The sequence below is a fragment of the Avibacterium volantium genome (assembly GCF_049366555.1).
Taxonomy (GTDB): Bacteria; Pseudomonadota; Gammaproteobacteria; order Enterobacterales; family Pasteurellaceae; genus Avibacterium; species Avibacterium volantium_A.
Map to the genome: position 1 here is coordinate 25,230 of NZ_JBMMGT010000007.1, position 12,644 is coordinate 37,873.

The window sequence follows — 12,644 nt, forward strand, 5'->3', positions numbered from 1 at the left end:
CCTATTCTTCGTTATTTTCATCCGTATTAATGATAAGTGGCGTTGCGACATCTTCTCTTTCTTTTCGCTGATTTTCACGCAAATTCAGTGGAAAATGGCAGGCAAATTCGTGATGTTTAATGCGTCTTGTTGGCGGTTTATTAATACATTTTTTCTGCGCAAATGGACAACGTGGGCCAAGGCGACAGCCAATAGGCAACTGATCCAACAGCGGAACACTTCCACGCAATGTACCTAAACGGCTTTTGAGCGGCAACGGCTGTTTAAAATCAGGAATAGAATGTAGCAGTGCATTGGTGTAAGGGTGATGTGGTGTGCTGAGTACACTTTCTTTCGGCCCAGATTCCGAATTTTGCCCGCAATAAAGCACACTGAAACTGTCGCACCATTCACGGATACTATTAATATCATTGCTGGCTAGCAAGATAGATGTGCCTTGGTTTTGGTTCATACTCAACAGCAGGCGGAAAATTTGCACCTTAGTGATGGATTCTAACGCGTTGGTCGGCTCATCAGCAATTAATAAGCGTGGCTGATTGGCAACGGCAGCGGCGATCATCACTTTTTGCCCTTCCCCCTCGGTGATTTCATCGGGGTAGCTGTTCATTATGTCTTTATGATCTTTAATTCCCACACGGTGTAATAATTCAATGGCGCGACGTTTTTTCCAGCCAAACCATTGCCACCAGCGGCCTTTGAATGTCCAAGAGGGAATATTTTGGATCAGCTGTTTACCAATTTTTGTGCTGGGATCTAAATTCGTCAGCGGCTCTTGGAAGATCATTGAAATTTCTTTGCCCACCAATTTCCGCCTTTTATGTGGGCTAAGTTTGAGCAGTTCCACATCATTAAACCGAAAGCGATCGGCGGTAACAACCCACGAATCCTTAATGGTGTTACAAATCACTTTTGCAATCAGACTTTTTCCTGAACCCGATTCCCCGACTAAACCGCAAATTTCCCCTTCATTTAAGGTGAGATTGACGTTATCGATGATTTTTACTCGACCATTTGGCGTTTTTATTTCTATGCAAAGATTACGAATATCAAGTAGTGCCATAGGAATCCCTATTCATAATATTTTTCAATGGCTTTATTAATGCCGTTGCCGAGTAATAGCGCGACTAAGATCACCGTCATAATGGCAAGCCCCGGTAGGATTACCGTCCAAGGTGCAAGGTAAATCAGTTCGAGAGAATCTTTAATCATCACGCCCCATTCAGGCATTGGGCTTTGCGCACCGAGAGAAATAAAGCTTAATGCACTAATATCCAAAATGGCGATGGTAAAAGCGCGGGTGATTTCTTGGATATATTTCACCCAAATATTGGGGAAAATGGCGTCTTTTAACAAAATCCAATTTGATGCCCCTTCAAGACGGAGCATTAAAATGTATTCTTTTTTCAGCTCTTTTTGAATGGCTTGGTAAATCTCGTGAATAAAGTGTGGCAATAAGGCCAAGGTAATGGCAAGCATTGCGTTAATCAGGCTAGGCTGCATTAAGGTAGCAATAATAATGGCAATCAACAAAATGGGCGTGGAAAGGAAAGCATCAAGAAAATGCCCAAGTATACGTGATTTAATCCCTTGCGACATTCCAGCCCAAACGCCCATAATGCCACCTAAAATTGCGGTGAAAATCACTACAATTAAGGCTGAGCCTAAGGTGTAGGTTGTTCCTGTAATTAATCGGCTTAGCACATCACGTCCAATGTCGTCCGTGCCAAAGAAATAGGCAATTTTTCCGCCATTCACCCAAGATGGGGGCATTAACTCAAAACCGATAAATTGCGTTTCAGCTGGATAAGGGGCAATAAATCTACTAAAAAGTGCGGTCAAAATAAACAACAAAAATAGATAAAAACTGGCAAGCGCCACTTTATCTTGGCGAAATAATTTCCAAATGGTGGTTAATGTTGCTGTGTGGCGAAATTCTGCCGGATCTTTATCTTGCATACCAACCTTTCTTATTTAACGGATCTAACACAAAGGTGAGTGTTTCTACCAATAAATTCACCACAATAATACATAATCCAATCACGATAATGCCTGCGGAAATACTGTTGTAGTCTTGTTGGGCAACGGCATTAATCAGCCAACGACCAATGCCAGACCAGCCAAACGTGCCTTCAACCAACATACATTGCGCAATCACAAGAGTGAACAATCGCGTCATTTGCGGCACTAACAATGGCAAGGTATTGCGTAAAATATGGGTACGCAAAATCTTGCACATTGACCAGCCTCTTGTCATTGATATTTTGATGTAAGGCTGTTCAAACAAATAGGCAGCACGTTCTTGTACGATACGGATAATTTCCATTGTTGGCCAAATGGTCAGCACTAAAGTCGGTAAAATCAGGTGTTGCAGCACATTTTGGATCACTTTAATACGATAAGGGGTATCAATAAACCAGACGTCAATAATAGGAAACCCAGTGATAGGCTGAATTTCATAAAGCAAATTATATTGCCCAATAGCTGCAATTTCCCAGCCATAAATAGCAGCCGCATAAAGCAGTAGAGGCGCAAGCCAGAACACGGGCAGAGAAAGCCCTATGACAGACAAAGTGCGGATGGTTTTTCCGAAGAATTTTTTACGATAAATCGCTCCAATTAGCCCTAAAGGAATGCCAAAGAGCAACGCCAGTAAAATGGCGGTAAAGCAAAGTTCAAGGGTAGGCGGTAGCACGGTGAGAATTAAATCACTTAGGGAATCACCACCGTTATAGCTAATCCCTAAATCCCCATTGAGTAAATTTTTCACATAGAAAAAATAGCCCGAATAAAAATGTGGCGTTGCCAACACTTCATTGAGCGGATCGCGCATTAGCACCGCATAGCTAATGATAGAAAGAATTACTAAGGTGATCACCAACAAGATAAGATGTCTGAAAAACGACAAAATCATTTTTTCTCTCCTTGTTGATAGGATAGCGTAGTAAAGTTAATGCTGCCAAAAGGCGCAAGTTCCAATCCTTTCACCCGTGAATTTGCAATTAACATTCGTTTTACGTTGGCCACAGGAATAATGGGTAATTCTGACAAAATAATTTCTTGCGCAATATTATAATAATTGGCGCGTGAACGTAAATGCGTGGTATTTAAAGCACGGTTCATTGCATCTTCAAAAGGCGCATAGCACCAGTTGGAAAGATTAGTAATATCATTGACCGTGCCGCAGCTTAAAATCGGGCGCATAAAGCTATCGGGATCTAAATTCCCCGCAAGCCAGCCAGTGAGAATCAAATCGTAATCTTCCGAGCCATTTCGCAGCTGCTCAATTAAATAAGTGCGAGTTACAGGGCGAATGGCTAATTCCACGCCCACTTGTGCCAAATCCCATTTGATTAGTTCTGCCATTTTGATTGGCGAAGGGTTATACACCTGTTCTTCGTTTAGCACCCACATTGTGAGTTTGAGTTGCTTATCTTGTAAAAAGGCTTTGGCGGCTGTCGGGTTGTAATCATAGGCAAAATCAGGCGTGTTCACCGTTGCCGCCCAAGAAATATTAGGAATAATATTATTCGCTACACTTGCCGTATTATGATAAATCCGATGAATAATGCGTTCCCGATCAATACCTTGCGAGATGGCTCGGCGCAGATCCAGATCTTTCATCGTAGGTTTTAGGAAATTAAATGCTAAATAGGATAAATTCATTCCTTCAGTGGACTTCAAATAATAGCGCTCATCAAACTGTTTTAAAATTCCCAGTTGGCTCACATCAGGGCTAGAGGTGATCTGACATTCGCCATTTAAGAATTTAATCAAACGCCCTGTTCTATCTGTGGAAAGATCAATAATAATATGCTCAATTTTCCCTTTTTTACGCCAATAATCTTCATTCCTTGCTAAGCGAACATATTGATTTCGCACGAAATTTTGTACTTTATAAGGGCCCGTTCCCACCGGCAAGGTGTCTAGCTGAGAAAGGTTGTCATCAGCGTTAAGCTGCAAAGCATATTCTTGCGAGAAAATAATTGCATATTGACTGGCAAGGTGGGAAAGAATGGACGCATCAGGCTGAAAAAGCTGGATTCGCACTTGATAGGGCGAAGTGGCAACCACAGACTCAATTTTTTCGCTCAATTTAATGCTTTCAAAATAAGGAAAACGCACTTTGCGTGCTTGCTCGTGGAAAATACGGTATAGCGGATTTTTGTAGTCCACTAAGGTTTCTAAAGTAGGCAAATCCGTGTTATGTCCTAGCACGCGATTGAGCGAAAATACCACATCTTCCGCATTAAAATTACGCGTTGGGGTAAACCAATCTGTTTGGTGAAATTTAATTCCTTTTCGTAAATTAATGGTGATGGTTTTGCCGTCTGCGGACAGACTATAACTCTGCGCTAGCACTGGCTCAACGGTTGCGCTGTTATTCTTGATTTCAAATAATTTATTGTAAATCTGCTCGGTTACCACATTCATACTGGTTCCCGCATCGCTCGTTTGCGGGTTGAAGGATAAACTGTTTGCCTGCGTGCAATAAATTAACCCATTTTGCGTGAGAATTTTTGGCACTTTAGGGGCGCTAAAACTTGGCAAACTGATTAGGCTTGCACTCAGCAAAATAGCAGAAACAACGATTTTTCTTATAAACATAACAGGCATATTTGTGATAAATTATGATGAAATTTTAAAGTATATTAGCGAAATTTAAAAATAAAATGTTTGATTATATTCAAAAAGAACTGGATAACCTCATTGATCGCGGATTTGACCGCACGTTACGTTTAGCTGTAACAGGGTTAAGTCGTAGCGGCAAAACGGCCTTTATTACCAGCCTTGTGAATCAACTTTTGCATATTAATGCAGTGGATAACGTTCATTTGCCCTTATTTGATGCAGCGCGCGATAAGCGGATTCTAGCCGTAAAACGTATTGAACAGCGCACAATGCACATTCCCCGTTTTGAATATGAAAATAATTTGAAATGTTTAACGGACGACCCACCGCGCTGGCCTGATTCCACCCGTGGTGTGAGTGAAACGCGCTTGGCCATTCGTTACCAACAGCGTGGCTTATGGCGTCATTTAAAAGAAACTAGCACCCTTTATCTTGATATTTTTGATTATCCGGGGGAATGGCTACTAGATTTACCCTTGCTCGAATTAGATTTTCCACAATGGAGCGAACAACAGCATCAGCTTATGCAAGGGCAACGTCTTGAGTTAGCGCAAAAATGGCGCGAAAAACTCGAGAAAATCGACTTATTTGCGAAAGCCGATGAAGAAGTGCTGGCGCAGCTGGCGAAGGATTACACGGAATACTTACTTGCTTGTAAAGCGCAGGGCTTGCACTTTATTCAACCAGGGCGTTTTGTTTTAATGGGAGAGCTGGAAGGCTCGCCAGCGGTGCAATTTTTCCCCTTGGTTCATCTTAATGCAGAACAATGGCAAGCCTTGAAAAAAGCCGATAGTAATAGCTATTTTGCTTTTTTAACAAAGCGTTACGATTATTATTGCCAACATATCGTCAAAGGTTTTTATCGCGATTATTTTTCCACCTTTGATCGCCAAGTGATCTTGGCAGATTGTCTTACGCCGCTTAATCATAGCCAACGTGCGTTTTTGGATATGCAAGAAGGCTTGCAAGCCTTATTTAAGAGCTTTCATTATGGCAAACGCACCTTGCTTAACCGCTTATTTTCACCAAAAATTGATAAATTAATGTTCCTTGCTACCAAAGCGGATCACATTACTAAAGATCAACGCCATAATTTGGTCAGCCTGCTACGTCAGCTTGTGCAAGAAGGTGGGCGTTATGTGGAATATGAAGGCATTGAAACGGCATACAGCGCCATTGCGGCCATTCGCGCCACACAACAGGTTACGGTAAATCAAAATGGCAAGTTTTATCCTGCGATCCAAGGCGTTCGACAAAAAGATCAGCAAAAAATCACCCTTTATCCAGGGGAAGTGCCAAACCGCTTACCGAATGCGCAATTTTGGCAAACTCAACATTTTGAATTTGATCAATTTGAACCCCAGCCCCTTGAACAAGGCAACCCTATTCCCCATTTACGAATGGACGCCGTACTGCAATTTTTACTCGCGGATAAACTAGATTGATCGCACAGCATTGGTCGTAACGGAGATAAGCAATGAAAAAACAAATTTTTCACACCGCACTTGAAGATCAAGAACAACAAGCCTTTGCACCGAAACAAACTTTTTCGCAAGAGAATTTAATTATTGAAGCGGAAGTGGAAGATGAACTGGGCGATCTCGCACCACAGTTTGAGCAAGCGGTACAGCCGAAATCCCGTTGGTGGAAAAAATGGCTAGCAGGTTCTGCACTCTTTTTTGGTGGCGCAGTGATTGCGCAGTCGGTGCAATGGTTGATTGATAGCTGGCAAAATCACCAATGGATTTATTTCTCTTTTGCCGTGGCAAGTTGTTCCTTGGTGGCATTGGGAATCAGCGCGATTGTCAGCGAATGGCGCAAGCTGGTGAAGTTAAAAAAACGAATGATCTTGCAAACGCAAAGTCAAACCTTGCTTAACCGCCAATCTGTACGCCAGCAAAGTGCGGTGGATTTTCAGCAAGATTTTTCCCCACAAGAAAGTGAAAAAGTTCAACAGCTCTGCCAAGATATTGTGAAAGCAATGGATATTTCGCCACAATCGCCAGAATTTATCCAGTGGCAAAAGCAGGCTAATGAAGGGCATTCCGCCAGTGAAACCGCCTATTTATTCAGCCAAACCGTGCTAAAACCCATTGATAAACAAGCCCAAAAATTAATTAGCAAAAATGCCATCGAAGCCGCAGCCATTGTTGCAGTTAGTCCTTTGGCGGTGGTTGATGTGTTTTTTATCGCGTGGCGAAATATTCGCTTAATCAATCAGTTAGCCAAACTTTATCATATTGAGTTGGGTTATTTCAGCCGTCTGCGTTTATTGCGAATGGTGCTATTAAATATGGCGTTTGCCGGTGCGACAGAAGTGATCCAAGATATTGGAATGGATTGGCTTTCACAAGATGTTACGGCGAAATTTTCCGCTCGCATTGCCCAAGGTGTTGGCGTGGGGCTGCTTACCGCAAGGCTTGGTATTAAAGCAATGGAATTCTGCCGTCCGCTTGCCTTTAAGCAAGAAGAACGCCCACGCTTAAAGCATATTCAAAAAGAAGTGTTATCGAGTTTAAAGGGCTTATTGTTGCCAAGTAAAAAAGCAGATTAATCTATAAAAATTGCCCCTAGCGTTGATAACTAGGGGCAATTTTTTTTATTCATAAAATGAACCTTTAAGCATTCTCTTTTGGTTTTTTATCTTGCGGCAGCACTAAGTTCAAAATCAACGCTAATAAGGATCCCACAGTAATGCCTGAACCGAGTACTTCTTTGAAAAAGTGCGGTAGTTTTTCAAGTAATTCTGGGCGAGTGGTTACAGCTAAGCCGCAACCGATGGAAATAGCGATAATTAAGCCGTTGCGTTTGCTACGTTCAATGCTATCTAGCATTTGGATACCTGCGGCAATAATCATTGCGAACATCATCAGCCCCGCGCCGCCAAGCACTGGTAGTGGAATTGACACAATTAACGCACCGAATACTGGGAATAAGCCTGCTAGCACCAATAATGCCCCAGTTATAGCAACAACATAGCGGCTTGCCACGCCAGTAAGAGAAATCACGCCGATATTTTGCGAGAAAGAAGAAAACGGCGTAGTGGACATAATCGCCGCAAGGGCTGAACCTAAACCATCACACAACACGCCACCGCGTAAATGTTTTCCTGTGATTTCCGTTTTCGTGGCGTTACCTAAGGCTAAGAAATTACCGCTTGATTCCACAATGGTTACTAAATAGGCGATGGACATACCAATAATTCCCGCAATAGGGAAAGATAAACCAAAGTGTAGCGGTTGCGGTACGGCGAAAATTTGCGCTTGTTTCACCCCATCAAAATTCACCCAACCTAGGGCGAGCGCTACCACATAGCCTGTCATCATTCCAATTACAATAGCGGCCGCGGAAAAAATGCCTTTACCCCATTGCACTAAAATCACCACAATGACTAACACGAAACTTGCCATCATCAGGTTTTCTGGCGTGGCATAATTCGGATCGTTGCGTTGTCCGCCAGCAAACCAATCCACCGCCACAGGAATAAGGCTAAGGCCGATCATCATCACCACGGTTCCTGTTACCACAGGTGGGAATAATTTACGGATATAAGGCATAAAGAAACTACCGATGATCATCACCAACGATCCCACGAGCGAAGCGCCTAAAATCCCTGCAACGCCATCTTCACTAAAGCCAATGGCAAGGGCCGCGGCCACAAAGGTGAAACTTGTCCCCATTACGCTTGGTAAGCGAATACCGATCGGGCCTAAACCACGGCATTGAATAATGGTTACCACGCCTGAAATAAGTAGCGCGGCGTTTACCAAGGTGATGGTGTCTTCGGTGGGTAATTTTAATACATTCCCGATCACCAATGGCACAGCAATAATCCCCCCTAAGGCGGCAAGCAAATGCTGAGCGGCTAATAATAGGCTTAACCCGAAAGGCGGTTTGTCTTCAACGGAATAGAGTAGGTTGTTGTTCATAAGCTTTCCTGAGTAATAAAAAATAGCGCGCATTATACTTGAAAATGGATTTTAAGCAATCGTTTGCTTTTGCGCGGCTAAAACTTTGTAAAATTGCACCGCACTTTGTTATTTGGGGGATTTAGGGGGAATGAGTTATAGATTTTTTATTTTAACTTAATGCGATGAAGGAGGACAAAAATTAGGGGCTAATTTAATTTAGCCCTTCACTTTAATAAAGACATCTACATCTTTGGTTTACTCACCATAATCTCAATAACTTGTCGATCGGTGTATTGCATACTGCGTGAAGCAATGTTGCAAAGGTTATTAATTGAACGATCGATACAATGTTCTACAATGCCCTCGTTGCCGGTAACTTGCATATTATCCAATGCCATTAGTACCGCTTTATAGCTTGAGGTTACACTGGTGGATACTTTCATTGCACAGCTATTTGCTGCGCCATCACAAATAATGCCGCTAATATCGCCAATCATACTGCTGATTGCCATACTTACGGTTTCAAATTTGCCCGTAAGCAACCAAGCAATGCCCGCACAACTACCCATTGCTGCGGTGGTCGCCGCACATAATGCGGAAAGTTTTGGCAGTTTGCTATGGATATAAATCGCCATTAAGTGCGAAAGAAATAACGCACGGGTGAGCTGTTCATCAGTGGCGTTAATATGTTTTGCAACCACCACAACAGGCATTGTCGCCGCAATCCCCTGATTACCAGAGCCAGAATTACTCATTGCAGGCAGATTTGCGCCCCCCATTCTCGCATCGGAGGCGGCGGTGGTTTCGATAATAATGCGGTTCATTAAATCATCACCGAGCAATCCTGTGGCAATTTGTTTTTGCAATGTGCGCCCAATATGCAAGCCATAATCTTGCCGTAAGCCCTCTTGTGAAAGGGCTGAATTTAGCCTTTCAGCTTCATCAATAAATTTAATCTTGGCCAGATCCACTTGGGTGGAAAAATCAAAAATCGCTTTCGCTGAAAGTGCGGTAAAAATTTCGTACAAATTTTCACTTTCTACCGCGCAAGGTTTGGTGAAAATCACCTGATCATTTTTGGCAATATAAATCACATTGGTATGATGGGCCGCAATGCGCACGCACACTTTGTCCTGCTGATGAAAAAGCGTAGCTTCAGAATACAAAATATGCTCCGTTTCAAAAATTGAAACAGAAACTCTATCTTCCTTGATCATTTGTTTCGCTTGTTCGGTTTGTTCTGGCGTGATGTTTTTTAACACTTCCAATCCAGCATTAGGATCGCCACCAATCGCCCCGATGGCCGCAGCCATCGTCAGCCCTAAAGTCCCTGTCCCAGGCACGGTTACACCCATTCCGTTTTTCATTAAATTAGGCGAAACTTTTGCTTCAATACGTTCGGGCATCGCGTTTAAATATTGTCGTGCGGTTGCCGCCGCTAAAGCAAGGGAAATGGGTTCGGTGCAGCCTAGTGCGGGAACCACTTCTTGTTTTACAATGTCCAATAGGGCTTGTTCGGTATCTGCTTGAAAATTCATAATGTTCCTTTATTTTGCTGTGCGGTAATTATTTCTGTTCAGCGAGCCATTTTTTCATTCGCTCTATGCCTTCGCGTAAATGGGCAATCTCTCTGGTATAGGCAAAGCGGAGATAATGCTTCGTACCATTTTCCCCAAAATCGATCCCTGGGGTGGCTGCTACTTGAATTTCAGCCAGCATTTTTTTCGCAAATTCATAGCTATCTTGCGTGTAATCAGACACATCTGCCCAAAGATAAAATGCCCCTTGTGGTTTAAACTCGATCTTGAATAAGGCTTTTAATTCGTTATACAGAAAATCTCGCCGTTCTTGGAAAATGCCTTTAATTTCATCAAGATAATCATAATCAAAGGCCGCCAGCGCCCCGTATTGGCTCAATGTGGGCGCAGAAATAAAAATGTTTTGCGCCACAATTTCCGCTTCTCTTGCCTTTTCTTCTGGCACGATAATCCAGCCTAAACGCATTCCCGGCATACAAAAATACTTAGAAAACCCGTTAATCACATAAGCATTCGGATTAAATTGCAAGGCGGTCGCGGCTTGCTCATCATAAACCAAGCCGTGATAAAGCTCATCGGAAATAAAAGCAATTTGATTAGCAATACAATATTCATTCAGCGCTTGCAGACGTTCAGGCGTATAAATATTGCCCGTTGGATTGGCGGGTGAAGAAATTTGCAAAGCCTTAATTTGACGATTTTCAAGCTGTTGTGGTGCAAGCTGATAACAATCTTGCTTGTCTACGGGGATAAATTCAGGCTGAATATCCATCATATAAGCAAAATTTTTATAGCACGGATAAGCAGGATCTGTCAGCCCCAGTTTATCCCCTTGATTAAGGGTTAAGGCATAGGCGACAAGAAATGCGCCACTTGTACCGGGGGTAAGAATAATGCGATGCGGCGCAACCTCCACTTGATAAGTGCGGTGGTAAAATTCACGAATTTTTTCACGCAATGCGGGCAAGCCAAGGCTTTCTGTATAACTAAATTGATTGTCTTCAATGGCTTGTTGCAAGGCTTGCTTGACTTTCGGTGATGGCGGTAAATCAGGTTGGCCAATTTCAAAATGAATGGCATTAGGGTATTTCGCCGCTTCACGCACAATATCCATCACAATAAATGCCGACATATTTTCACAACGCATTATTTTTTCCTTTTTGCCTGTCTTAAGATTCTCTTAATATTTCTTTGTTTTAATGTTCCCAACAAGACAGTCGTCTTGTCATTTGAAAGGAGTTTAACAATGAAAAAACTTAGTTTAGCAACAATTTTACTATTATCAACTGCAAGCCTAGTGGTGAACGCTGAGAATTTACCTGCAAGTAATGACAAAATAGCCACAGTAGAGCAAACAGCGCCAATCCTACCAGATGCGGAAAAAGCAGAAAAAGCGCATAAAAAACATCATCATAAACATAAAAAAGAGCACAAAAAACGCGGTGGATTTGTTGATCCGACTAATCCACAACCGCAAACCAAGGATAAAAAATCCTTTGCGAATAATTTACCTGTAAGCCAAATTAGCGAGCAAGCTGCTTGGAAAGATGATCAACGCATTGTTTTACAAGGAAATATTGTTAAACAATTAAGCAAAGATGATTTCTTATTCCGCGATAAGAGCGGTGAAATTGAAGTGGAAATTGAGCCGCACGCGTGGCGTGGCAAAACGATCACGCCAAATGATGAAGTGAAAATTCTTGCGGAAGTGGAGAAATCCGACAAAAAATTAGAATTGGAAGTTCAACGCGTTGCAAAAGTGGCAAAAAGTAATTAATCGAGAAAAGATTCCATTCGCAAATTTATCTTTTTAGGCTAAACTCAATGGGCATTTTGCTCATTGGGTTTATGTGGTAAATGGGACAAAATGGCATTATTTACTTCAACATAAAAGGAAAATCAAATGCTTACCATAGAAAACCTGATCGCCCAAAGCCAGCCTTATTGGGATAATTATATCCAACATTCCTTTGTGCAGCAGCTCGCCACAAGTCGCCTGCCACGCCAATGCTTTCAACATTATTTACAGCAAGATTATCTCTATCTCTTTCAGTACAGCCGTGCGTTATCGCTAGGCATTTTCAAAGCGGATAATTTTGCTGAAATTCACACCGCTCATCAAGCCAATGACGTGCTGCTGAAAGAAATTCAGTTGCACATTGCATTTTGCCAAGAATGGGGTATTTCCGAACAGGATCTGCAAAAAGTGCCAGAATCCACCGCTTGTGTAGCCTACACGCGTTATGTGCTGGATTGTGGCATCAAAGGTGGGCTTGCGGAACTTTATACCGCCCTTGCGCCTTGTATGTTGGGCTATGCGGCAATCGGTAAAATGCTCGGCTGCCAAGCGCCAACGCCGAATAATCCTTATCAGAAATGGATCGATACTTACGCCGCACCAGATTTTCAACAAGCTGCGGCGGAGTTTAGCGCAATGCTCAACGGATTATTTGAAAATGTTTCAGCAAAACAACAGCAACAATTACAGCATATTTTCACCACGGCGACACGAATGGAAATTGACTTTTGGCAAATGGGGCTAGATTTAAGCTAACTAAAGTGCGGT

11 protein-coding genes are annotated in these 12,644 nt (G+C 42.5%); 4 read left to right on the forward strand and 7 right to left on the reverse strand.

Annotated features, from left to right (window positions below):
• Nucleotide 1: 1 nt before the first annotated feature.
• From ACLS0A_RS03210 to ACLS0A_RS03225, 4 genes are read right to left on the reverse strand one after another with little or no spacing between them, the layout of a single operon-like run.
• A complete protein-coding gene (locus ACLS0A_RS03210) occupies nt 2–1,060 on the reverse strand; it encodes an oligopeptide/dipeptide ABC transporter ATP-binding protein (protein ID WP_416082412.1) in 1,059 nt (352 codons plus the stop codon).
• Nucleotides 1,061–1,068: 8 nt separating this feature from the next.
• Complete coding sequence (locus tag ACLS0A_RS03215; RefSeq protein WP_416082411.1) at nt 1,069–1,956, reverse strand: ABC transporter permease subunit; 888 nt, start codon at nt 1,954–1,956, stop codon at nt 1,069–1,071.
• Nucleotides 1,946–2,911 carry an ABC transporter permease gene (locus tag ACLS0A_RS03220; protein WP_416082410.1) on the reverse strand — a complete coding sequence of 322 codons (966 nt, stop codon included), beginning with the start codon at nt 2,909–2,911 and terminating at the stop codon, nt 1,946–1,948. Before ACLS0A_RS03220 ends, ACLS0A_RS03215 begins: the two co-directional genes overlap by 11 nt.
• Complete coding sequence (locus ACLS0A_RS03225; protein ID WP_416082409.1) at nt 2,908–4,605, reverse strand: ABC transporter substrate-binding protein; 1,698 nt, start codon at nt 4,603–4,605, stop codon at nt 2,908–2,910. Before ACLS0A_RS03225 ends, ACLS0A_RS03220 begins: the two co-directional genes overlap by 4 nt.
• A gap of 65 nt (nt 4,606–4,670) precedes the next feature.
• On the opposite strand from ACLS0A_RS03225, the gene ACLS0A_RS03230 reads away from it, so the two are divergent.
• Nucleotides 4,671–6,074 (forward strand): YcjX family protein, encoded by a 1,404-nt coding sequence (locus ACLS0A_RS03230; protein ID WP_416082408.1) that lies wholly within the window; start codon nt 4,671–4,673, stop codon nt 6,072–6,074.
• Between the two features lie 32 nt (nt 6,075–6,106).
• The gene (locus tag ACLS0A_RS03235) at nt 6,107–7,183 is read left to right on the forward strand and encodes a TIGR01620 family protein (protein ID WP_416082407.1); all 1,077 of its coding nucleotides are present in this window, start codon (nt 6,107–6,109) and stop codon (nt 7,181–7,183) included.
• Nucleotides 7,184–7,247: 64 nt separating this feature from the next.
• On the opposite strand, the gene ACLS0A_RS03240 is transcribed toward ACLS0A_RS03235, so the two are convergent.
• From ACLS0A_RS03240 to ACLS0A_RS03250, 3 genes are all read right to left on the reverse strand, one after another.
• Nucleotides 7,248–8,558: a nucleobase:cation symporter-2 family protein gene (locus ACLS0A_RS03240; RefSeq protein ID WP_126372949.1), complete on the reverse strand. Its 1,311-nt coding sequence runs from the start codon at nt 8,556–8,558 to the stop codon at nt 7,248–7,250.
• Nucleotides 8,559–8,782: 224 nt separating this feature from the next.
• Nucleotides 8,783–10,078, reverse strand: coding sequence for a serine dehydratase subunit alpha family protein (locus ACLS0A_RS03245; protein WP_416082406.1), 1,296 nt, complete (start codon nt 10,076–10,078; stop codon nt 8,783–8,785).
• A 28-nt stretch (nt 10,079–10,106) separates the two neighbouring features.
• On the reverse strand, nt 10,107–11,225 hold the full coding sequence (locus ACLS0A_RS03250; protein WP_416082405.1) for a pyridoxal phosphate-dependent aminotransferase: 1,119 nt from the start codon (nt 11,223–11,225) through the stop codon (nt 10,107–10,109).
• Nucleotides 11,226–11,324: 99 nt separating this feature from the next.
• Between ACLS0A_RS03250 and ACLS0A_RS03255 the strand changes: the two genes are divergently transcribed.
• Both ACLS0A_RS03255 and tenA read left to right on the forward strand, forming a co-directional pair.
• Nucleotides 11,325–11,855, forward strand: coding sequence for a YgiW/YdeI family stress tolerance OB fold protein (locus ACLS0A_RS03255; protein WP_416082404.1), 531 nt, complete (start codon nt 11,325–11,327; stop codon nt 11,853–11,855).
• Between the two features lie 126 nt (nt 11,856–11,981).
• Nucleotides 11,982–12,632, forward strand: coding sequence for a thiaminase II (gene tenA, locus ACLS0A_RS03260; protein ID WP_416082403.1), 651 nt, complete (start codon nt 11,982–11,984; stop codon nt 12,630–12,632).
• Nucleotides 12,633–12,644 lie beyond the last annotated feature (12 nt).

Coding starts and splice junctions, on each gene's coding strand:
- ACLS0A_RS03210 (WP_416082412.1), bottom strand. CDS start 1,060: ATGGCACTACTTGATATTCGTAATCTTTGCATAGAAATAAAAACGCCA.
- ACLS0A_RS03215 (WP_416082411.1), bottom strand. CDS start 1,956: ATGCAAGATAAAGATCCGGCAGAATTTCGCCACACAGCAACATTAACC.
- ACLS0A_RS03220 (WP_416082410.1), bottom strand. CDS start 2,911: ATGATTTTGTCGTTTTTCAGACATCTTATCTTGTTGGTGATCACCTTA.
- ACLS0A_RS03225 (WP_416082409.1), bottom strand. CDS start 4,605: ATGTTTATAAGAAAAATCGTTGTTTCTGCTATTTTGCTGAGTGCAAGC.
- ACLS0A_RS03230 (WP_416082408.1), top strand. CDS start 4,671: ATGTTTGATTATATTCAAAAAGAACTGGATAACCTCATTGATCGCGGA.
- ACLS0A_RS03235 (WP_416082407.1), top strand. CDS start 6,107: ATGAAAAAACAAATTTTTCACACCGCACTTGAAGATCAAGAACAACAA.
- ACLS0A_RS03240 (WP_126372949.1), bottom strand. CDS start 8,558: ATGAACAACAACCTACTCTATTCCGTTGAAGACAAACCGCCTTTCGGG.
- ACLS0A_RS03245 (WP_416082406.1), bottom strand. CDS start 10,078: ATGAATTTTCAAGCAGATACCGAACAAGCCCTATTGGACATTGTAAAA.
- ACLS0A_RS03250 (WP_416082405.1), bottom strand. CDS start 11,225: ATGCGTTGTGAAAATATGTCGGCATTTATTGTGATGGATATTGTGCGT.
- ACLS0A_RS03255 (WP_416082404.1), top strand. CDS start 11,325: ATGAAAAAACTTAGTTTAGCAACAATTTTACTATTATCAACTGCAAGC.
- tenA (WP_416082403.1), top strand. CDS start 11,982: ATGCTTACCATAGAAAACCTGATCGCCCAAAGCCAGCCTTATTGGGAT.